The following is a 20,436-nucleotide window of genomic DNA, read 5'->3' as shown; positions in this document are numbered from 1 at the left end:
ACAACAAGGCACGATTCAACATGTCTTCTCGCGAAAACACCGGCATGCTCCTGGGGCTGCTCGGAGTGGTCATCTTCAGCCTGACCCTGCCCATGACCCGTATCGTCGTTCAGGAAATCCATCCACTGCTCAATGGCCTTGGGCGAGCACTTGTGGCTGCGATTCCGGCCGCCGCGTTGCTGCTGTGGCGCCGAGAGAAGCTGCCCACGCTCGCTCAGTTCAAAGCGCTGATGGTGGTGGCCTTGGGCGTGATCATTGGCTTCCCGGTATTGTCGGCCTGGGCCATGAAAACCCTTCCGGCGTCCCACGGCGCACTGGTCAACGGCCTACAGCCCTTGTTGGTGGCGATCTATGCCGCGTGGTTGTCTCATGAGCGTCCGTCTCGCGCCTTCTGGGCCTGCGCTGCGATGGGTAGTGTGTTGGTGCTGGGGTACGCGCTGATCAGCGGCGCGGGCAATTTGCAGGCGGGCGATTTGCTGATGGTCGGGGCGGTGGCGATTGGCGGCCTGGGCTACGCAGAAGGTGGGCGACTGGCGAAACAGATGGGCGGCTGGCAGGTGATCTGTTGGGCGCTGGTGATTTCGATGCCAGTGCTGGTCATCCCCGTCGGCTATCTGGCTTCACAGCATCAGGGACCCATTTCGATGGGGGCGTGGTGGGCCTTCGGCTACGTATCGCTGTTCTCCCAGTTCACTGGCTTCTTCGCCTGGTACGCAGGCCTGGCCATGGGCGGAATTGCGCGGGTCAGTCAGATCCAGTTGGTGCAGCTGTTTTTCACCATGGCCTTTTCGGCGCTGTTCTTCGGTGAGCACATCGACCCGATCACCTGGATTTTCGCCGCAGGCGTGGTCGTGACGCTGGCCATTGGACGCAAGACCGCAGTCATCGCGCCCAAGCCGGTCGCTGCCGCCCGCTTTTAACCCAGCAAGCCATCCGCCTGGAGCAGCGTCTCCAGGCACTGCTCGCTGATGTTGTAGAAGGTTTTCAGCTCCTGAATCTTCGCCAGCAACTCGGCCGGATCGGTCGCAGTGGCACGCTTGACCGCCAGAATCATCTTGTTTTTGTTGGTGTGCTCCAGCGAGATGAACTCAAAGACCTTGGTCTCGTAACCGCAGGCTTCCAGCAACAGCGCGCGCAAGGCATCGGTCACCATCTCGGCCTGCTGGCCCATGTGCAGGCCGTATTGCAGCATCGGCTTGAGCAACGTCGGGCTTTGAATCTGCAGACGAATCTGTTTGTGACAGCACGGCGAGCACATGATGATCGACGCGCCGGAACGGATGCCGGTGTGAATCGCATAGTCGGTCGCGATATCACAGGCGTGCAGCGCGATCATCACGTCCAGTTCACTCGGGGCCACTGAACGCACATCGCCGCATTTAAACGCCAGCCCCGGATGCTCCAGTCGACTGGCCGCGTCGTTGCACAGTGTGACCATGTCTTCACGCAGCTCAACCCCCGTGACGTTACCTTCGGCCTGCAAGGTGTTGCGCAGATAATCGTGGATCGCAAAGGTCAGGTAGCCTTTGCCCGAGCCGAAATCCGCGACCGTCACCGGCTTGTCGAGGTTGATCGGCGAGGTGGCCAGGGCATGGGAAAACACCTCGATGAACTTGTTGATCTGCTTCCATTTGCGCGACATGGAAGGGATCAGCGCATGCTGTTTATCGGTCACGCCCAGATCGGTGAGGAACGGACGGCTCAACTCCAGATAGCGTTTCTTCTCACGATCATGCCCGGCAGACGGCGCTTCGCGCTGCTGTTGGGGGGTATTGCGATGCAACGTGCTCTTGCCCTTCTTGCCAAACTCAAGTTGCACTTCGTCCGTCAACGAGAGTAAGTGAGCGTTCTTGAACGACTCGGGCAACAGGCTGGCAATCAGCGCCTGGGCTTCTGGCAAGGAATGATTCTTGGTGATGTCCCGGGTCTTGTAGCGATAGACGAAGGACAGGCAAGGCTGCTGCTTGATCGTGGTCGGTTTGATGATGATCCGTTGCAACTCCGCCTCCTCACCCACATATCTGGCCAGCACCAGCTTGATCAGCGAGTTCTGTGTCAGACAAGTCTCAAGCAGGCTCAGAAAGTCCGCGCGGTGATCCTGCGCAGGGGTGGTGTTGGGGGCGGTGACGGACATCGGGTGCAGCCTCGGGAAGCGAATAATGCGAGGGCGGTATTTTAGGCGGGGATGGGGTGGTGATGGGCAATTTATTTGCGGCTACCGCAGTCCGGCTTGCCGGACTGCTACAGAGCCTTATTCCAGAACGATCAGCCGATTGGGCAATTCATTGCGCGGCTGGGTCACCGGCACCTGAGCACTCAGCACCTCGCCGCAAGAACGAATGCACCCCAGAAACCCTTCCAGAATCTTGCCCTCCCCCACTTGCCGGGTGAAGACATCGACCATCGAGCGCCAGACCATGTCATCCACCTGCCGCGCAATTCCATCATCGACGATGATTTCTACGTAGCGCTCGGCCTCACTGACAAAAATCAACACACCGGTGCCGTTCGCCGTGGCATGCAGGTTCTGCTCAAGAAACTGCCGTCGCGCCAGGCTGCCCGCCCTCCAATGCCGCACCGAACCGGGCACCAGCCGCGTGACGATCGCCGGTAAACGGCAAAACAACGCCACCACAATAAAAGTAGCAATCTGGGTCAACAGCAATTCGTTAGCGTTGAGCCAACCGGGATAGAAGTTGATCAGCCCCGGTAATAGCAAGCCGATCAGCCCCGCCCAGATCAGCGGTGCGTAGGCGTAATCATCGGCGCTGGCCGCCAGCACCGTGACCAGTTCAGCGTCCGTCGTGCGTTCCACCGCTTCAATGGCCTTGGCGACCTGCCGCTGTTCGTCTTCGGTGAGTAACGTCATGCTTTGCGACCTTGTTGAACCATCGACTACCAGCCCCCGGAGGCACCGCCCCCACCAAAACTGCCACCACCGCCGCGCATGCCGCCGGAGCTGGACCCGCCCGAGCCAAAGCCCCCGCCACCACGGGAGCTACCCGGGCCGATGATGCCCACACCGCCGTAGCGCGCACTGATATAGCAGGCGATCACAAACAGCACGAACAGCAACAGGGTCATGCGCCAGTCCGTGACATCGTCGCCCCCCGTCGCCCCCATCGCAGGCTCGGCCAACGGATCGCCACCCAGCACCTGCACGATGGCATCGGCACCGCGATTGATACCGCCGACAAAATCGCCCTGTTTAAAGGCAGGCGTGATGATCTGATTGATGATGACCGACGATTGCGCATCGGTCAGACGATCCTCAAGGCCGTAGCCCACCTCGATGCGCACCCTACGCTCTTCCTTGGCGACGATCAGCAGCGCACCGTTGTCCTTGCCCTGCTGGCCAATACCCCAGTAACGCCCCAACTGATAGCCGTAATCTTCGATGGTGCTCCCCTGCAGGTTCGGCACCGTAACCACCACGACCTGTTCGGTGGTCAGTTCTTCGTGTGCCCGCAGCATCTGCGACAAACGCTCCCTGCTTGCGTTGTCGATCATGTCAGCGGTATCGACCACCCGCCCGCTCAATGCCGGGAATCTGATTTCAGCCAACACCTGGGGAGCGAAGACGCCCACCAACATGGCCAGCAACGCGACTGCTACACCCCGCCGCGCCGCCCGCATCAGAATTTCACTTCCGGCGCCTTGTCGGCCCCGGCGCTGGTGGCTTCAAAGTTGGGACGTATCGGCAAATCGCTGTACATCACCGAATGCCAGAGCCGCCCCGGAAAGGTACGAATTTCGGTGTTGTACTTTTCCACCGCCGCAATGAAATCACGCCGGGCCACCGCAATCCGATTTTCGGTACCTTCCAGTTGCGACTGCAGCGAGAGGAAGTTCTGATTCGATTTCAGATCGGGGTAACGCTCGGACACCACCATCAAACGGCTCAAGGCTCCTGTCAGTTGGCCCTGGGCATCCTGGAACTGTTTGAGTTTGGCTGCATCGTTCAGGGTATTGGCGTCGATCTGGATCGACGTTGCCTTGGCCCGCGCCTCGATCACCGCGGTCAACGTTTCCTGCTCCTGTTTGGCGTAGCCCTTTACTGTTTCTACCAGATTGGGGATCAGATCAGCCCGGCGCTGGTACTGATTCTGCACTTGCGCCCACGCAGCCTTGACCTGTTCGTCGTAGGTCGGGATGTTGTTAATACCGCAACCGGCTAACAAGGTGCTCAACAGCATCAGCAGTGTTAGTGACAAATTGTAACGACTGCCCCGAATATGCCCGTAACGCTCGATTTGCATGGCCTGCGTGCCTCTTTATGTCCTGCGTTTGTCGTCCCGTCAGACATGACTTTAGCCAAATCGGACGATCCCCGGCATAATCTTGGCCCATTACGTCGCCAGGCTCTGGATTGCCGCTGTGCTATCGGATAAAACTCGCTGCGCTACTGATGCTCTAACGGGCCGGGAGTTCAGCGACGACTGCGTCCTGACGACAACAAAAACCAAAGGTTTCACACCAAGAACAAAGGCCACCCGGTATTTCGCGCGAGTTGCCGGTCGACGCCTTGAGAACCTCATACATGAATAAGCTGTGTTTACTGAGTCTCGTCATCGGCCTGGCCAGTCAGTCCGTCTGGGCTGAAACGGCCGCCAAGCCCGCCAGTAATCTCTCCACGTTGCAAGCCAAGAACGCCTTCATTGCCAATCTGATGAAGCAAATGACCCTTGAAGAGAAGATCGGTCAACTGCGCCTCATCAGCATCGGGCCGGAAATGCCCAAGCCTGAAATTGCCAAGGAAATCGCGGCAGGCAAGATCGGCGGCACTTTCAACTCCGTCGTGCTGCCCGACAACCGCGCCATGCAGGACGCCGCTGTCGCCCACAGCCGCATGAAGATCCCGATGTTCTTCGCCTACGACGTGGTCCACGGCCAACGCACCATTTTCCCGATCAGCCTGGGCCTGGCATCGACCTGGGACATGGACGCCGTTACCCGCGCCGGTCGCGTCTCGGCGATCGAAGCTGCCGCCGACGGCGTGGACATGACCTTCGCGCCGATGGTCGACATTACCCGCGATGCCCGTTGGGGCCGCAGCTCCGAAGGCTTCGGTGAAGACACTTATCTGGTGTCGCGCCTGTCCGCGACCATGACCCGCGCCTTTCAAGGCACCAGCACTCAGGCGCCGAACAGCATCATGGCGGCGGTCAAACACTTCGCCTTGTATGGCGCGGTCGAAGGCGGTCGTGACTACAACACCGTCGACATGAGCCCCGTGCGCATGCAACAGGACTACCTGCCACCTTATCGCGCCGCCATCGATGCAGGCGCGGGGGGTGTGATGGTCGCCCTCAACTCGATCAACGGCGTGCCTTCCACCGCCAACACCTGGCTGTTGCAAGACGTGCTGCGCAAGGACTGGGGCTTCAAGGGCGTGACCGTCAGCGACCACGGCGCGATCAAAGAGCTGATCGACCACGGTGTCGCCAAGGACTTCCGCGAAGCCGCAAAGCTGGCGATCAAGGCCGGTGTTGACCTGAGCATGAACGACAAGGCCTATGGCGAAGAGCTGCCTGCGCTGGTCAAGAGCGGTGAAGTCTCGGTCAAGGAAGTCGACAACGCCGTACGTGAAGTGCTCGGCGCCAAGTGGGAAATGGGCCTGTTCGCCAACCCGTATCTGCGCATTGGCGCAGCCGTTGATGACCCTGCCGACCGTAACGCCGAAAACCGCCTGCACCGCGCCGAGGCCCGTGACGTCGCGCGTCGCAGCATGGTGCTGCTGAAAAACGACAACAACACCCTGCCACTGAAGAAACAAGGCACCATCGCCGTTATCGGTCCTCTGGCAAAAAGCTCGCTGGACATGATGGGCAGTTGGTCGGCGGCAGGCCTTGCTCGTCAAACGGTCAGCGCGTATGACGGCGTGGCGAACGCAGTGGGTGACAAGGCAAAAATCCTCTACGCCAAAGGCGCCAACGTCACCGACAACCAGGAAGCCATCCGGTACCTGGACAACATGGATGACCAGATCCCGATCGACGGTCGCCCTGAGCAGGAGATGATCGACGAAGCGGTCAAGGTTGCGCAGCAATCGGACGTGATCGTTGCTGTTGTCGGCGAGTCTCGCAACATGTCTCACGAAGCCGCGAGTCGCGTCGACCTGGTGATTCCGGGCCGTCAGCGTGACCTGCTCAAAGCGCTGAAAGCCACGGGTAAACCACTGGTCATCGTCTTGATGAACGGCCGCCCGCTGGCACTGGTCGAGGAAAACAAACAGGCCGACGCGATGCTGGAGACCTGGTTCCTCGGAACCGAAGGCGGCAACGCCCTGGCTGACGTACTGTTCGGCGACTACAACCCATCGGGCAAACTGCCGATGACCTTCCCGCGCTCGGTCGGTCAGGTGCCTGCGTACTACAACCACCTGAACACCGGTCGTCCGTATCGCGTCAACGATTCGAACTACACCTCCAACTACTTCGAAGAGCCGACCAGCCCACTGTTCCCGTTCGGTTACGGCCTGAGCTATACCCAGTTCAGCGTGTCGGACATCGTGTTGTCGATCAACAAGATGACCCGCAAGGACAAGCTGACGGCCACCGTTCAGGTAAAGAACATCGGCAAAGTGGCGGGTGAAACGACGGTTCAGCTTTACCTGCGTGATGTTGCAGCATCACTGAGCCGCCCGGTGAAAGAACTGAAAAACTTCCAGAAGATCATGTTGAAGCCGGGCGAAGAAAAGGCCGTGACCTTCACCCTGACCGAGGAAGACCTGAAGTTCTTCAACCCGTCGCTCAAGTACGCGGCTGAAGCCGGTGACTTCAAGCTGATGATCGGGCTGGATTCCGAAAATGTGAAAGAAGCCAGTTTCACTTTGCAGTAAGAAGCCTGTTGGCAAGGTGCAAAATCTTGCCAATAACACATCCCTCTTGTGGGAGCCGGCTTGCTGGCGAAAGCGGTGGGTCATTCAACATGGTGTTGTCTGATACGACGCTTTCGCCAACAAGCCGGCTCCACAGGTTCTGCGTCGAAAACGAGATTTGGATTCGGCGCGATATTTGTGGGCCGTTACCATGCCACGCTCTGCCCGCCTCATTGTCTATGCTCTGCTTATCATCGCGGGTGCAGTGATCGTCGCGACATTAGCGATGCACCAGGCACAACGTCACGCGCTGGAAGACGACGCCGCACGCGCTCAGCAGCAACTCTCGCTATATGCCAACACCCTGCAAACCCTGATCGAACGTTACCGCGCTCTGCCCGCGGTACTGGCGCTGGACCCGCAATTGCGCGCCGCCTTGAACGGCCCGGTCAGCCCCGAAACCACACAGGCGCTCAACCTGAAGCTGGAACAGATCAACGGCGCCGCAAAATCGTCGACGCTGGAGCTGCTTGACCGTAACGGTCTGGCCATCGGCGCCAGCAACTGGAAGCTGCCCAGCAGTTATGTCGGCCACAACTACGGCTTTCGCCCCTACTTCACTCAAACCAAATCCACAGGCGTCGGGCGTTTCTACGCCGTGGGTGTGACCAGCGGTATACCCGGCTATTTCCTGTCCAACGCCGTACACGATGATGCAGGGCAGTTCATCGGCGCGATGGTGGTGAAGCTCGAATTTCCCGATCTGGAACACACGTGGGCACAAGGTGATGACATACTGCTGGTCAGCGACGCCAAAGGCATCGTGTTCATTGCCAACCAGCCCGGCTGGCGCTATCGCATGCTGCATTCACTGTCCGACCAGGACGTGGCCGAACTGCGCAGCACCCGCCAGTACGATAAACAGCCGTTGACCGCGCTGAACCGACAGTCGCTGCGTACTTTCGGCGAGCGCAGTGAACTGACCCGGATCATCGCCCCTGAAGGCACTGCCGATTACCTATGGCAATCCCGGCTCCTCCAACCCGAAGGCTGGACCTTACACCTGTTGCGCAAACCCCAACCCGCCACCGAGGACCTGCGCAACGCTGCTCTGGCCGCAGCTGGGGTCTGGTTGACGCTGGTGTTTCTGGGGCTGTTCCTTTACCAGCGCTGGCGGCTGGCCCGTATCCGTCAACGCAGCCGTGAAGAACTGGAACAACTGGTGCAAGCGCGCACCCGAGACCTGCAAACCGCGCAGGAGGGCCTGGTGCAATCGACCAAACTGGCGGCGTTGGGCCAGATGTCCGCCGCGCTGGCCCACGAGATCAATCAGCCCCTGACTGCGCAACGCATGCAGTTGGCAACGCTGCGCCTGCTGCTCGACCACGGCCGCATCGAGGATGCCGCCAGGGCGCTGACCTTGCTCGACCAGCAATTGACCCGTATGGCCGCCCTCACCGGCCACCTCAAGACCTTCGCCCGCAAAAGCCCCAGCGGCTTGCGTGAACGACTGGATCTGGCCTGCGTGGTTGATCAGGCCCTGTTGCTGCTCGAGGCCCGGATTCGCACTGAGCGCGTGAGTTGTGTACTGGATCTGACGCGTCCCGCCTGGGTCTTGGGCGATGCGATTCGACTGGAACAGGTGCTGATCAACCTGCTGCGCAACGCGCTGGATGCCATGAGCGATAAACCGCTCAAACGTCTGGAAATTCGAATCAGTGAAGACAGTGATCATTGGCGGCTCTGCGTCGCGGACAGTGGCGGCGGAATTGCCGATGAGCATCTGGCCAATATTTTCGATCCGTTTTTCACCACCAAGCCGGTGGGGGACGGTCTGGGATTGGGCCTGGCGGTGTCCTACGCCATCGTGCATGAATCAGGGGCACGCCTGATCGCCGAAAACCTGAATACGGGTGCACAGTTCTCTTTCTCTCTGCCCAAGGCGCCGGAGGCCGAAAAGCCATGATGAACTCGGTAATTGTGGTCGATGACGAAGCGCCGATTCGAGAGGCGATCGAACAATGGCTCTCCCTGTCCGGATTCGAGGTCAAGGTGTTCAGCCGCGCGCAAGACTGCCTGAAACATCTGCCTGCGGACTTTCCGGGCGTGGTGCTCAGCGACGTACGCATGCCAGACATGAGCGGGCTGCAATTGCTGGCTGAACTGCAAACCCGCGACACGGACCTGCCTGTCATCCTGCTCACCGGCCACGGCGATGTCCCCATGGCGGTCGAGGCCATGCGCGACGGGGCCTATGACTTTCTGGAAAAACCCTTCACCCCGGAAACCCTGCTGACCCGCCTTCATAGGGCGCTGGAGAAACGGGAACTGGTGCTGGAGAACCGCCGCCTCCACGCACACGTTGACACGCAGAACCGCCTGGACGCGACATTGCTGGGGCTGTCGCCCGCCATGCAGACCCTGCGCCGTCAAGTGATGGATCTGGCTTCGCTTCCGGTCAACGTGCTGATTCGTGGCGAAACCGGCAGCGGCAAGGAAATGGTCGCACGTTGCTTGCACGACTTCGGTCCGCGCGCGAACAAGCCATTCGTGGCCGTCAACTGCGCCGCCATTCCCGAGCAACTGTTCGAAGCCGAACTGTTCGGCCATGAAAGCGGCGCGTTCACCGGCGCCCAGGGTAAACGCATTGGCAAGCTGGAATACGCGGATGGCGGCACGCTGTTTCTGGACGAGATCGAGAGCATGCCGCTGGCTCAACAGGTAAAACTCCTGCGGGTGATCCAAGAGCGGCGCCTGGAACGACTGGGGTCGAATCAGAGCATTGAGGTCGACTTACGCATCGTCGCGGCCACCAAACCCGATCTGCTCGAAGAAGCCCGTGCCGGGCGCTTCCGAGAGGATCTGGCGTATCGCCTCAACATCGCCGAATTGCGACTTCCTCCATTACGCGAGCGACGTGAAGACATCCCGCTTCTGTTCAACCACTTCTCGCGTCAAGCGGCGCAACGTCTGAGTCGCAGCGCTCCAACGCTCAGTGGCGGCCAATTGGGTCATCTGCTGAGCCACGACTGGCCCGGCAACGTACGCGAACTGGCCAATGCGGCCGAGCGTCAGGTGCTGGGGCTGGACAACCCGGCCTCGGTCGATCTGCCAGCAGGGCAATCCCTCGTCGCTCAGCAGGAAGCGTTCGAAGCTCATTGCCTGCGCTCGGCGTTGAGTCGGCATCGTGGGGACATCAAGGCGGTGCTCGAAGAGTTACAACTGCCGCGCCGTACCTTGAACGAAAAAATGCAGCGCCATGGGTTGGTGCGCGAAGATTTTCTTGGCCCCTAGCGCCAGCCCTTTGTAGCAGTCCGGCCTGCCAACGATGCTTGTGTAGCAGCTCGGCTTGCCGGACTGCTACGGCGCCCCATGCGTCGGCAGTTTTTCGCTCACCCCAATAACGCCCATAAGCGGATTTCCGCTCACTAGAACTTCACAAACCCTTCTAAACCGGGCCTCTCACGCCTTGGCACAGGTCCTGCTATCACAGTCGTCAGACCGCCTCGCCGCGTTCCCTCTAAAAACAATGACTTGCAGGTAAACCTCATGGCTATCCCCAACTCTGCATCATCTGGATCGGCTACGGCGCCTGTCGCCGAAAAGACCACCAGCAGCCGTCTGAAATCCATTTTCTCCGGTTCGGTCGGCAACATGGTCGAGTGGTACGACTGGTACGTCTACGCCGCCTTTTCCCTCTATTTCGCCAAAGTCTTCTTCCCGAAAGGCGACACCACTGCACAACTGCTGAACACTGCCGCGATCTTCGCTGTGGGCTTTCTGATGCGCCCGATCGGTGGCTGGTTGATGGGCCTGTACGCCGACCGCAAGGGGCGCAAGGCTGCGCTGATGGCCTCGGTGCTGCTGATGTGCTTCGGCTCGCTGATCATCGCCCTGACCCCAGGCTATGAAACCATCGGCGTCGGCGCGCCGATCCTGCTGGTGCTCGCCCGTCTGATGCAAGGCCTGTCGGTGGGCGGCGAATACGGCACCTCTGCCACCTACCTCAGTGAAATGGCCACCAAGGAAAGCCGCGGGTTCTACTCAAGCTTCCAATACGTGACCCTGATTTCCGGCCAACTCATCGCATTGGGTGTGCTGATCGTCCTGCAACAAACCCTCACCACCGAAGAGCTGAACGCATGGGGCTGGCGCATTCCGTTCGCCATCGGCGCCCTGTGTGCGGTGGTCGCGCTGTTCCTGCGTCGCGGCATGGAAGAAACCGAGTCGTTCACTCAGAAGAAAGAAGCACCGAAAGAAAGCCTGATGCGTACCCTGATGCGCCATCCCAAGGAACTGGCGACCGTCGTCGGCCTGACCATGGGCGGCACGCTGGCCTTCTACACCTACACCACCTACATGCAGAAATACCTGGTGAACACCGTCGGCATGAGCATCTCCGACTCCACCACCATTTCTGCGGCCACGCTGTTTCTGTTCATGTGTTTGCAACCGGTGATTGGCGCGCTGTCGGACAAAATCGGCCGTCGTCCGATCCTGATCGCCTTCGGTGTACTCGGCACGTTGTGCACGGTGCCGATCCTCAGCACATTGCACACCATCCAGACCTGGTGGGGGGCGTTCTTCCTCATCATGGCGGCGCTGATCATCGTCAGCGGCTACACCTCGATCAACGCCGTGGTGAAGGCCGAGCTGTTTCCAACCGAGATTCGCGCATTGGGCGTTGGTCTGCCGTACGCTCTGACCGTGTCGATCTTTGGCGGCACCGCGGAATACATTGCGCTGTGGTTCAAGAGCATCGGCATGGAAACGGGCTACTACTGGTACGTCACCGCCTGTATCGCCGTCTCGCTGCTGGTGTACGTGTTCATGAAAGACACCCGCAAGCATTCGCGCATCGAGACTGACTGAGATGATGGCTTGCAGATACTCTGCTGCCGGTCGAGCTTTTCCGGTGGGAGCCGGCTTGGTGCGGGCGGCGTTCCGACGAAAGCGATAGGTCAATCAACTGATCTTTAACCGGTACGCCGCCTTCGCCAGCAAGCCGGCTCCCACATGAACGGCGTCCGCAGCGAATCAGCGCATATTCGTCACCGCAACGAGGGCAGCCCACGCCAGTGAGCTGCCCTTTTTTTCGCTGCCATGGCAGCTAAGTGGCTGAATCATCAACGGCTTTTCCTAATATCAATTTCAGCGATGATCGCTACCAATGCGATTGACTTCTTAATGATCCAGAGCCGAGTAAAGTTAACTCCATACCGAGTTACCCACTCACTAAATCGATCTGGAGCAACTACCATGAAAACTAACAAACTGATCTTTGGCCTGGCTTTCTCGATTCTGGCTAGCAGCGCTTTTGCACTTCCAGCCATAGAAGCCAACAAACAAATCAATGCCCCTGTTGTTGCTGAAAACGGTTCTTCCCACACTAACATCGGTCGTGTCGCTGCTGACGGTGCCGATCACGTAGGTGCCAACCGCGTTGCTGCTGACGGCGCTGACCACGTGGGTGCCAACCGCGTTGCTGCTGACGGCGCTGACCACGTAGGTGCTAATCGTGTTGCTGCTGACGGCGCTGACCACGTAGGTGCTAATCGTGTTGCTGCTGACGGCGCTGACCACGTAGGTGCTAACCGCGTTGCTGCTGACGGTGCTGACCACGTAGGTGCTAACCGCGTTGCTGCTGACGGTGCCGACCATGTTGGTGCTAACCGCGTTGCTGCTGACGGTGCTGACCATGTTGGTGCAAATCGTCTGGCTGCTGATGGTGCTGACCATGTGGGTGCGAACCGTATCAGCTAACGTGTCATCGGTTCCTTCCCTGGCCCGGCTTTCGCCGGGCTTGATTTTTTCTGGCGAAACAAAACGTTACACCCCGCGTATCTACTGACTTCCCTCTCAAATCGGCTCACTCGATCCCAATTTTTTCGCTATCGAAGCATCGATACCGTGAATCTTGCGCGATCACGCAACACTAGTCGAAAAAAAAACAAAGCTCACGAAGCAACAATTTTGTCAAGCGGCGAATCTGTCGATTTTGACAGAAATTGCCCCATTTCAGATCAAAACCCTCTGGGGCGCTTTAAAACCGGGCGTTTCAGCCAACTATCATTTTTGGCGATGGTCGTTAGCAATCTTGTTAACTTCTACTTAATCCGTGCGCGCGTAACATTAGCTCCATACCCAAGTTGAAAAAATTATTGAACTTTGCTGGAGCAAACATCATGAAAACTTCAAATCTTGTTTTTGGTCTTGGTCTTTCGATTCTGGCGTCGAGCGCATTCGCTCTGCCTGTTTCCGATAGTCACTCCGTTATTAACAGCACTGTTGTTGCTGAAGGTGGTTCTTCTCACACCAATGCTTCGCACACCGGTTCTTATCGTCAGGCTTCCGATGGTTCGGATCACGTCGGTGCCAACCGCTTGGCTGCTGACGGTGCTGACCACGTCGGCGCAAACCGCCAGGCCGCTGATGGCGCTGATCACGTCGGTGCCAACCGCTTGGCCGCTGATGGTGCCGACCACGTCGGTGCAAACCGCCAGGCCGCTGATGGCGCTGATCACGTCGGTGCCAACCGTTTGGCTGCTGACGGTGCTGACCACGTTGGTGCAAACCGCGTTAGCTGATACACCGTTTCATTGTTCCACCTCCCGAAACTCCCTTTGTAGCCCGACTGATGTCGGGCTTTTTTTGCCTGTCGAATAGCTGGCATCCCGCGACGATGCCGAGCACTATGGTCGCCTTCATTTTCCGCAGGCTGCCGCCATTGCCCACCCTGCCGTTTACGCCCGCTATCAGGAACTGAACCATGTCAGACGATATTCATTTCTACGAACCCTCCAAGGGGCACGGTCTGCCTCACGATCCGTTCAACGCTATCGTCGGTCCTCGTCCCATCGGCTGGATTTCGTCTCACGACGCACAAGGCACGCTCAATCTGGCGCCGTACAGCTTCTTCAACGCCTTCAACTACGTACCACCGATCATTGGTTTCTGCAGCATTGGTCGCAAAGACAGCCTGAACAACATCGAGCAAACCGGCGAGTTCGTCTGGAATCTGGCCACGCGCCCGCTGGCCGAGCAGATGAACCTCAGTTGCGCGCCAGTCGGATCAGAGGTGAATGAATTCGAACTGGCCGGTCTCACTGCCGAACCGTCGCGCATCGTGTCGGTGCCACGAGTGAAGGAAACGCCCGTGGCATTCGAGTGCAAGGTGACGCAGATCATCCAACTACAACGCGCCGACAAAGAAGTCGTGCCGAGCTGGTTGATACTGGGAGAGGTGGTGGCAATTCACATCGCCAAGCGGCTGCTCAAGGACGGCATTTACGACACGGCTGCCGGTGAGCCGATCTTGCGCGGGGGTGGACCGGCCGATTACTTCCAGTTGGGCCCTGAGTCGCTGTTCAAGATGTACCGGCCAAAAGCCTGATCAATCCTGGGCGAATATCAACTCGCCTTCGGAGGTGACATCGATCAGACGCTCCAATTCCTCGACGGCTGCCAGATCGGCGGCCATCGCGGTTTTGAAGGTTTGATCGGCCAGTACACGATGAAACGCCGGAGCACCGCCAGCGCCCAAGCCCTTGATCGCGATCGCAGCGCTATAGCCACCGTCGCCGGGAATGGCGGCGGAGACGGCTTCGTAATGTTGGAATTCTTTGCGTGCCATGGGTGGAGCTCCTGCCCTGAAGAAATAAGGCGAGGATTTTAAACGTTCGTCCCCCGATCTGCTCACTCCTCGGTGACGAGACCGCTGGCGTAGCAGGCTGGGTTTACAGCCCCCCTTGTAGCAGTCCGGCTTGCCGGATTGCTAGGGGCGCGGCCAGGCCTCGTTAGCCCGCCATCCGCCTATCTGGGTACTCATAAGCGCTTTTTGCCTGAGCCGCCGTCACACTGGCAAAGGTCTGAAAATCCAGACTCCTGACCAGGCGCTCGTTCATCAACTCGGCAAACACTTTCAAATCCGGGGAAGCGAACCAGTCGTTCATCGCGGACTGATCCGCCCACCACCCATTGATGACCCACACGTCATCTTGGGTCATGGACTTTTGCAGCGCGAAGTGCAGGCAGCCTGCGGTTTTGGAGGACGGGCCAATTAACGCGCTCAAACGCGCGCCCAATTGCGCGCTGTTTCCGGCACTGGCGCGCACGCAGACGATGTGGCTCACGACGGAAGTGCTGTGCATGGTGTGCTCCTGCGTTGACGCCGCAACGGAGAATTGGCTTTGCGGCTGGAAGTGAAGATTAGGGGCCGAGGAGCCACTCCCGATAGCCAAATACTGCCCGGTTATTGCCTGATTCTGCGCGGACAATAGTCAAGGGCTTGTACGAGCGTGCGGTTTTCGAGGCGCTCACAACGGGACTTTCAAGCAATCGACCCCGTTGAACAGGGCACTTCGTCGTAACAGACGTGAAGCCGGGGCAGAATCAGGCAATCATCCGACAGGATCCGCCTAACGCTCGCGATTGCACAAAAATAAGCTGTGCTGCATCAATGCTCCACCAGAGGACTTTCCCATGCTGCCGACCGCCATCGCGCCTGCCTTGCCAGACGCCCCTCCCGCGCCGGAACTGAGCGCGCAAATGGAGCAACAGCGTATCGAACTGGCTGACCTGATTCGCCGCCATGCGCCGACCGACGGCAGCTTTCAGACCGTGATCAAATCACTGTTCATGGTCCGCCATGATCACCCACAGCAATCGGTGCCCGGTTTGGTGCAACCGGCGCTGTGCATCATGGCCCAAGGGCGCAAGGACGTGACCCTGGGCGGGGAATTGTTTACCTACGACCCGCTGAATTATCTGGTGCTCTCCGTTGCCCTGCCCATCAGCGGCAAGGTTATTTATGCCACCCCCGAAGAGCCGCATCTGGCGATGCGCATGGACATTGACCCGGCAGACATCAATGCCTTGATTGCCGAAGCAGGTCCGATGAGTGTGCCGACCCGACCCAGCGGTCGCGGGATGTACGTCGAACGCATCGACTCACAACTGCTCGATGCGGTCATCCGCCTGATTCGCTTGCTGGACAGTCCGAAAGACATTCCCATGCTGGCGCCGTTGATCACCCGTGAAATCCTTTACCGCCTCTTGCGTGGGAGCGAAGGCTATCGGCTGTACGAAATAGCGATCTCCAATTGCCAGACCCATCGTGTCACCCAAGCAATCAAGTGGCTGAACGACAACTTCCAGCAACCGCTGCGCATCGAAGAGCTGGCGCGTGAAGTGAACCTGAGCGTTTCGACGCTGCACCATCGTTTCAAGGCCGTCACGGCCATGAGTCCGTTGCAGTATCAGAAGCAGCTGCGTTTACAGGAGGCCCGCCGCCTGATGTTGGCGGACGGGCTTGAGGCGTCGGCGGCTGGCTACCGGGTGGGCTATGAAAGCCCGTCCCAGTTCAGCCGCGAGTACAGCCGTCTGTTCGGCGCGCCCCCGTTGCGGGATCTGGCGCGCCTGCGCAAGACGCTGTGATCAGACCGCACGCACCACGTGCTTGATCTCCTGAAACGCTTGCATGCCCCAAGGCCCCAACTCGCGGCCCAGACTGCTCTGTTTGAAGCCGCCCCATGAGGTCTGCGGGAAAATCACCTGCGGCGAGTTTATCCATACCATGCCTGCCTGCAGGGCATTGGCGACGCGATCCGCCGTCGCGCTGTCGCCGCTGACCACACTGGCCACCAATCCAAACTGGCTGTCGTTGGCCAGCGCGATGGCTTCGGCCTCCGAGTTGAAGCCCCGGACACACAGCACCGGCCCGAAGATTTCTTCACACCACAAGGCACTGTCCAGCGGCACCTGGCTGAACACCGCTGGCTCCAGGAAGTAACCCCGAGTCTGACCAGCCGGGCGCTTGCCACCACACAGCAGTCGCGCGCCTGCGTTCTTTCCGGCTTCGATGTGGTTGATCACGCGCTGGTATTGCGCCTGATTGACCAAAGGCCCCATCTCCGTGCCTTTTTCCAGCGGGCCGGCCACCTTGATCGACTGCGCCTTGGCGACGAGGCGCTGCAAGAAAGGCTCCAGCAGTTCCTGCGCGACCAGCACGCGACTGGTGGCCGAGCACATCTGCCCCGCGTTGAAATAGCCGCCACCACTGGCCAACTCCACAGCCAGCTCCAGATCGGCATCGGCCATGACCAAGAGCGACGATTTGCCACCCAACTCCAGGCTCACGCCTTTCACGGTTTCCGCCGCGCGCTGCATCACTTGCACACCCACGGCGTTACTGCCGGTGAACGAGACTTTGGCGATGTCAGGGTGTTCGGACATCGGCGCGCCGACCGCCAGACCGGTGCCACACACCACATTGAACACACCGTTGGGCAGGCCGCTCTCGGCAATGATCCGGGCCAATTCCAACTCGGCCAGTGGCGTGACTTCAGACGGTTTGAGCACCACGCAGCAACCCGCCGCCAATGCTGGAGCCAGTTTCCACGCGGTGGTCACCATCGGAAAATTCCACGGCACGATCAGCCCGACGATGCCACACGGCTCGCGGCGCAAGCGCGCGGTGAAGTCCTCGCTCGGCAGTTCCACTGCACGGTTTTGTTGGCCATCAGCCGCTTCCGCCAAATCGGCGTAATAGTTGAACGTCGCGATCACATCATCAACATCGATGACCGCCTCGAAACCGGGCTTGCCGTTGTTGGTCGACTGCAACGTCATCAAATGTTCGCGCTTGGCGGCGACGCCTGAAGCGATCTTGCGCAGGATCATCGCCCGCGCGGCACCCGTGGTTTTCGACCAGGCGCCAAACGCCAAGCGTGCTGCTTGCACGGCGTCGTCCACCGCCCCCGCATCACCGCCCGTCACGATGGCCAGACGCTCCTCCGTCGAGGGATTGATCACGGTCAGTTGCTCACCGCCCGCGCGCCACAGTCCGTCGATGTACAGCCCCTGCAAAACCGGATTCACCACTGCTGCCTCACTCATGCTTTCAACCCGCTCATCCAGCCGCGCTGGTCGATTTCGATCACGCTCGGAGCTTGCCGATCGCTCGCCGCACTCAATGCGGCTTTCAGTTGCTCGACGCCGCTGACCGCCTCGGCTGCGCAGCCCAATGCCTTGGCGACGCCAATGAAATCAGGGGTGTATATGTCCACGCCCACTGGCTCGATGGCGCGGTTGACCATGTATTTCTTGATCTCTTCGTAACCCTGGTTATTCCACAGCAGGACGATGATGGGCGTGCGCGCCTCAACGGCACTGGCCAGTTCCGAGAGGGTGAATTGCAGACCGCCATCGCCGATCAGGCAGGCCACCGGATTGCGTTCGCCTGAATCCTGACTGCCCAGCCAGGCGCCCACGGCGGCAGGCAGGGCGTAGCCGAGGGTGCCGTAGCCCGTGGACGAGTTGAACCAGCGACGCGGCTTGTCCAGGTCCAGCGTCAGGTTGCCGGTGTAGACCGGCTGGGTGGAGTCGCCGACGATCACCACATCCGGCAGCACGTCGAGCACGGTTTGCAGGAACAGGGTCTGGCCGCGCGTAGCTTCGTCCCAAATCGCGTCCAGCGTCGATTTCAATTGCGCGGCGCGTGCCCGGCCCCAGTCCCCGCTGCGCTCACTCAATGTTTCATCCGCCAACGCCGTGACCAACGCCTCGGCGGCGGTCTGCGCATCAGACACCAGCGCAACCGTCGGCGGGAAATTGCGCACGGTCTGATCGGGGTCGATGTCGATGCGCAGCAGCGTACCGGGGATCTTGAAATGGCCTTGGAACGTGATGTCGTAATCGGTCTCGGCCAATTCGGTGCCGATGGCCAGCACCACGTCGGCGCCCTTGATGATTTCGCGAGTCGGATCGAGGGCTTGGGTGGAGCCGATCAACAGTGGGTGATTCGACGGCAGCATGCCTTTGGCGTTGATGGTCAGCGCGACCGGCGCCTCAAGGGCTTCGGCCAGTTGTGTCAGCGCAGGCGCGGCATCGATGGCACCGCCACCGGCAAGGATCAGCGGGCGCTTGGCCTGCGCGAGCAAACCGGCCATTTGTTTGATGGCGGCAGGCGCCGGGCCTGCGCGGGTGATCGACACCGGCTGACTGTCGAGCAGGTGGTCGGCGTTTTCGACCATCACGTCCAGCGGGATTTCGATGTGCACCGGCCGTGGGCGACCGGCCTGAAAAACAGCAAAGGCGCGCGCCAGAACGGCGGGCAATTCGTCAGCCGACATCAGGGTGTGAGAAAACGCCGCCACGCCCGCGATCATCGCGCCTTGAGCGGGGAGCTCGTGCAGCTTGCCGCGACCGCCACCCAATTGGCCGCGAGATTGAACACTGGAAATCACCAGCATCGGAATCGAGTCCGCGTAAGCCTGGCCCATCGCTGTTGTGATGTTGGTCATACCAGGGCCGGTGATGATGAAGCAAACACCCGGTTTGCCACGGGTGCGCGCGTAGCCATCGGCCATGAACCCTGCACCCTGCTCATGGCGCGGCGTGATGTGATTGATCGACGACCGAGCCAATCCGCGATACAACTCCACGGTATGTACGCCCGGGATACCGAACACTTGTTCGACCCCATACCCTTCGAGGAGCTTGACCAATACTTCGCCGCACGTCGCCATGTGTCTGGACCCTTGTTCGTTCTTGAAATCGTCTTCGAAACTGCGTGTCTGGGAAACTACGCATCTGCGCGCCATTGGAACCGCGGGGCCGTATCAGTGACAACGCAAAAAATGTCATGCTTAGCCATGTTCTCAGCTCATGGCTTCAGCCACGCATGAAACGCCTGCCCCCACTCCCCGCCCTGCACACCTTTCTGGTGGTTGCCCGCTGCTGCAATTTCACACGGGCGGCGGAGTTGCTGCACATCACGCAAGGGGCGGTGAGCAGACAGATCGCGGGGCTTGAAAGTCATCTGGGCTATCAATTGTTTCATCGTCAGGCCAGAGGCTTGACCCTGACCGCGCAGGGGCGTGAGTTTTTTCCGCGCATCGAGCAGGTCTTCGGGCTGATCGAAGACGCCGTCGATCAAGTCAGTACTCATCAGCAGGCCCTGCAACTCAAGGCACCGACCTGCATCACCCGCTGGCTGCTGCCCCGCTTGATGCAGTGGCAAAAAGAGCGGCCCGATGTGCCGGTCGAACTGACCACGACCATTGCCCATGGCGTCGACTTCCGCCGCGAGCGCTTCGATGCGGCCGTGGTGTACGGCGGATATCCCGACGATTCGATGCATGTTCATCGCCTGCTGGACGAAGAACTCACTCCGGTGTGCGCGCCCTCTCTACTCGAAGGCCCGCAGCCACTCCAACAGATTGACGATCTGGAGGGGCACATGCTGCTGCACCCCACACTGGACGAACAGGACTGGGCGCAATGGCTCAAGGCCGCAGGTGCGCGCCTGAACAACGTCAGCAAAGGGCAGCACTTCGACACCATGGATCTGGCCATGACCGTGGCGTCGCAGGGCTCGGGCGTTGCGATAGGCGACTGGGCGCTGATCGGCGAGGACCTGAGCGCCGGGCGGCTGGTCACGCCGTTCGAGCTGAGACTCAAGACCGGCGCCGCATACTATTTCGTTTACCCGAACCGCACTGAAGCGACGCCGCTGATGCAAGAGTTGCTCAACTGGCTGCTGGCGCAAGCGCGTGCGCGTTAAAGTTCCATCGTCATAACGTCGACGACTGTCCCGTTCCGATAAAAACATTCAA

Annotated in this window: 19 protein-coding genes; 11 read left to right on the top strand and 8 right to left on the bottom strand. The window is 59.7% G+C overall.

The features are described 5' to 3' along the window. Nucleotides 1–20: 20 nt before the first annotated feature. Nucleotides 21–920, top strand: a complete 900-nt coding sequence (locus ACI2KB_RS15490; RefSeq protein WP_404635967.1) for a DMT family transporter — start codon at nt 21–23, stop codon at nt 918–920. Here ACI2KB_RS15490 and ACI2KB_RS15485 read toward each other — a convergent pair. The 4 genes from ACI2KB_RS15485 to ACI2KB_RS15470 all read right to left on the bottom strand — a co-directional run bounded on the left by ACI2KB_RS15485 (nt 917) and on the right by ACI2KB_RS15470 (nt 4,259). Next, nucleotides 917–2,134, bottom strand: a complete 1,218-nt coding sequence (locus ACI2KB_RS15485; protein ID WP_404635965.1) for a class I SAM-dependent methyltransferase — start codon at nt 2,132–2,134, stop codon at nt 917–919. The two genes, ACI2KB_RS15490 and ACI2KB_RS15485, sit on opposite strands and share 4 nt — an antisense overlap. A 117-nt stretch (nt 2,135–2,251) precedes the next feature. Further along, entirely contained in the window at nt 2,252–2,869 is a 618-nt protein-coding gene (locus ACI2KB_RS15480; protein WP_404635963.1) for a TPM domain-containing protein, read from the bottom strand. 26 nt (nt 2,870–2,895) lie between these two features. After that, nucleotides 2,896–3,636, bottom strand: coding sequence for a TPM domain-containing protein (locus ACI2KB_RS15475; RefSeq protein WP_404635961.1), 741 nt, complete (start codon nt 3,634–3,636; stop codon nt 2,896–2,898). After that, nucleotides 3,636–4,259 (bottom strand): LemA family protein, encoded by a 624-nt coding sequence (locus tag ACI2KB_RS15470; RefSeq protein ID WP_404635959.1) that lies wholly within the window; start codon nt 4,257–4,259, stop codon nt 3,636–3,638. Before ACI2KB_RS15470 ends, ACI2KB_RS15475 begins: the two co-directional genes overlap by 1 nt. A 281-nt stretch (nt 4,260–4,540) precedes the next feature. Here ACI2KB_RS15470 and bglX point away from each other — a divergent pair, with 281 nt between their 5' ends. The 8 genes from bglX (at nt 4,541) to ACI2KB_RS15430 (ending at nt 14,213) form a co-directional block, all read left to right on the top strand. Continuing rightward, nucleotides 4,541–6,841 carry a beta-glucosidase BglX gene (bglX, locus tag ACI2KB_RS15465; protein WP_404635957.1) on the top strand — a complete coding sequence of 767 codons (2,301 nt, stop codon included), beginning with the start codon at nt 4,541–4,543 and terminating at the stop codon, nt 6,839–6,841. A gap of 190 nt (nt 6,842–7,031) precedes the next feature. Beyond that, entirely contained in the window at nt 7,032–8,786 is a 1,755-nt protein-coding gene (locus ACI2KB_RS15460) for an ATP-binding protein (protein WP_404635955.1), read from the top strand. Then, nucleotides 8,783–10,114: a sigma-54-dependent transcriptional regulator gene (locus ACI2KB_RS15455; protein ID WP_404635953.1), complete on the top strand. Its 1,332-nt coding sequence runs from the start codon at nt 8,783–8,785 to the stop codon at nt 10,112–10,114. Before ACI2KB_RS15460 ends, ACI2KB_RS15455 begins: the two co-directional genes overlap by 4 nt. 255 nt (nt 10,115–10,369) lie before the next feature. Then, the gene (locus tag ACI2KB_RS15450) at nt 10,370–11,692 is read left to right on the top strand and encodes an MFS transporter (protein ID WP_404635951.1); all 1,323 of its coding nucleotides are present in this window, start codon (nt 10,370–10,372) and stop codon (nt 11,690–11,692) included. Nucleotides 11,693–12,286: 594 nt separating this feature from the next. Continuing rightward, nucleotides 12,287–12,583 (top strand): hypothetical protein, encoded by a 297-nt coding sequence (locus ACI2KB_RS15445; RefSeq protein WP_404636260.1) that lies wholly within the window; start codon nt 12,287–12,289, stop codon nt 12,581–12,583. Then, nucleotides 12,519–12,671, top strand: coding sequence for a hypothetical protein (locus tag ACI2KB_RS15440; RefSeq protein ID WP_404636270.1), 153 nt, complete (start codon nt 12,519–12,521; stop codon nt 12,669–12,671). Before ACI2KB_RS15445 ends, ACI2KB_RS15440 begins: the two co-directional genes overlap by 65 nt. A 334-nt stretch (nt 12,672–13,005) precedes the next feature. Further along, on the top strand, nt 13,006–13,407 hold the full coding sequence (locus tag ACI2KB_RS15435) for a hypothetical protein (protein ID WP_404635949.1): 402 nt from the start codon (nt 13,006–13,008) through the stop codon (nt 13,405–13,407). A 182-nt stretch (nt 13,408–13,589) separates the two neighbouring features. Further along, the gene (locus tag ACI2KB_RS15430; protein WP_404635947.1) at nt 13,590–14,213 is read left to right on the top strand and encodes a flavin reductase family protein; all 624 of its coding nucleotides are present in this window, start codon (nt 13,590–13,592) and stop codon (nt 14,211–14,213) included. Here the strand turns inward: ACI2KB_RS15430 and ACI2KB_RS15425 are convergent, their stop codons facing one another. Both ACI2KB_RS15425 and ACI2KB_RS15420 read right to left on the bottom strand, forming a co-directional pair. After that, nucleotides 14,214–14,453 carry a hypothetical protein gene (locus ACI2KB_RS15425; protein WP_404635945.1) on the bottom strand — a complete coding sequence of 80 codons (240 nt, stop codon included), beginning with the start codon at nt 14,451–14,453 and terminating at the stop codon, nt 14,214–14,216. A 163-nt stretch (nt 14,454–14,616) separates the two neighbouring features. Next, the gene (locus tag ACI2KB_RS15420; RefSeq protein ID WP_404635943.1) at nt 14,617–14,970 is read right to left on the bottom strand and encodes an antibiotic biosynthesis monooxygenase family protein; all 354 of its coding nucleotides are present in this window, start codon (nt 14,968–14,970) and stop codon (nt 14,617–14,619) included. A gap of 331 nt (nt 14,971–15,301) precedes the next feature. Here ACI2KB_RS15420 and ACI2KB_RS15415 point away from each other — a divergent pair, with 331 nt between their 5' ends. After that, a complete protein-coding gene (locus tag ACI2KB_RS15415; RefSeq protein WP_404635941.1) occupies nt 15,302–16,255 on the top strand; it encodes an AraC family transcriptional regulator N-terminal domain-containing protein in 954 nt (317 codons plus the stop codon). Here ACI2KB_RS15415 and ACI2KB_RS15410 read toward each other — a convergent pair whose 3' ends face one another. Together ACI2KB_RS15410 and ACI2KB_RS15405 are read right to left on the bottom strand one after the other, a co-directional pair. Beyond that, nucleotides 16,256–17,716 (bottom strand): aldehyde dehydrogenase family protein, encoded by a 1,461-nt coding sequence (locus ACI2KB_RS15410; RefSeq protein ID WP_404635939.1) that lies wholly within the window; start codon nt 17,714–17,716, stop codon nt 16,256–16,258. Next, nucleotides 17,713–19,347: a 5-guanidino-2-oxopentanoate decarboxylase gene (locus ACI2KB_RS15405; protein ID WP_404635937.1), complete on the bottom strand. Its 1,635-nt coding sequence runs from the start codon at nt 19,345–19,347 to the stop codon at nt 17,713–17,715. The genes ACI2KB_RS15410 and ACI2KB_RS15405 overlap by 4 nt, the downstream gene beginning before the upstream one ends. 155 nt (nt 19,348–19,502) lie before the next feature. Between ACI2KB_RS15405 and ACI2KB_RS15400 the strand changes: the two genes are divergently transcribed. Further along, on the top strand, nt 19,503–20,384 hold the full coding sequence (locus tag ACI2KB_RS15400; protein ID WP_404635935.1) for a LysR substrate-binding domain-containing protein: 882 nt from the start codon (nt 19,503–19,505) through the stop codon (nt 20,382–20,384). The last annotated feature ends 52 nt before the right edge of the window (nt 20,385–20,436 follow it).

Origin of the sequence: Pseudomonas sp. NPDC088444 (assembly GCF_044900175.1) — a bacterium.
Taxonomy (GTDB): Bacteria; Pseudomonadota; Gammaproteobacteria; order Pseudomonadales; family Pseudomonadaceae; genus Aquipseudomonas.
Note: the sequence above shows the minus strand (reverse complement) of the source record. Positions and strands in the feature narration are given on the sequence as shown.

Coding starts and splice junctions, on each gene's coding strand:
- ACI2KB_RS15455 (WP_404635953.1), top strand. CDS start 8,783: ATGATGAACTCGGTAATTGTGGTCGATGACGAAGCGCCGATTCGAGAG.
- ACI2KB_RS15430 (WP_404635947.1), top strand. CDS start 13,590: ATGTCAGACGATATTCATTTCTACGAACCCTCCAAGGGGCACGGTCTG.
- ACI2KB_RS15440 (WP_404636270.1), top strand. CDS start 12,519: ATGTTGGTGCAAATCGTCTGGCTGCTGATGGTGCTGACCATGTGGGTG.
- ACI2KB_RS15420 (WP_404635943.1), bottom strand. CDS start 14,970: ATGCACAGCACTTCCGTCGTGAGCCACATCGTCTGCGTGCGCGCCAGT.
- ACI2KB_RS15485 (WP_404635965.1), bottom strand. CDS start 2,134: ATGTCCGTCACCGCCCCCAACACCACCCCTGCGCAGGATCACCGCGCG.
- ACI2KB_RS15470 (WP_404635959.1), bottom strand. CDS start 4,259: ATGCAAATCGAGCGTTACGGGCATATTCGGGGCAGTCGTTACAATTTG.
- ACI2KB_RS15425 (WP_404635945.1), bottom strand. CDS start 14,453: ATGGCACGCAAAGAATTCCAACATTACGAAGCCGTCTCCGCCGCCATT.
- ACI2KB_RS15435 (WP_404635949.1), top strand. CDS start 13,006: ATGAAAACTTCAAATCTTGTTTTTGGTCTTGGTCTTTCGATTCTGGCG.
- ACI2KB_RS15400 (WP_404635935.1), top strand. CDS start 19,503: ATGAAACGCCTGCCCCCACTCCCCGCCCTGCACACCTTTCTGGTGGTT.
- ACI2KB_RS15415 (WP_404635941.1), top strand. CDS start 15,302: ATGCTGCCGACCGCCATCGCGCCTGCCTTGCCAGACGCCCCTCCCGCG.
- ACI2KB_RS15480 (WP_404635963.1), bottom strand. CDS start 2,869: ATGACGTTACTCACCGAAGACGAACAGCGGCAGGTCGCCAAGGCCATT.
- ACI2KB_RS15460 (WP_404635955.1), top strand. CDS start 7,032: ATGCCACGCTCTGCCCGCCTCATTGTCTATGCTCTGCTTATCATCGCG.
- ACI2KB_RS15475 (WP_404635961.1), bottom strand. CDS start 3,636: ATGCGGGCGGCGCGGCGGGGTGTAGCAGTCGCGTTGCTGGCCATGTTG.
- bglX (WP_404635957.1), top strand. CDS start 4,541: ATGAATAAGCTGTGTTTACTGAGTCTCGTCATCGGCCTGGCCAGTCAG.
- ACI2KB_RS15490 (WP_404635967.1), top strand. CDS start 21: ATGTCTTCTCGCGAAAACACCGGCATGCTCCTGGGGCTGCTCGGAGTG.
- ACI2KB_RS15405 (WP_404635937.1), bottom strand. CDS start 19,347: ATGGCGACGTGCGGCGAAGTATTGGTCAAGCTCCTCGAAGGGTATGGG.
- ACI2KB_RS15450 (WP_404635951.1), top strand. CDS start 10,370: ATGGCTATCCCCAACTCTGCATCATCTGGATCGGCTACGGCGCCTGTC.
- ACI2KB_RS15410 (WP_404635939.1), bottom strand. CDS start 17,716: ATGAGTGAGGCAGCAGTGGTGAATCCGGTTTTGCAGGGGCTGTACATC.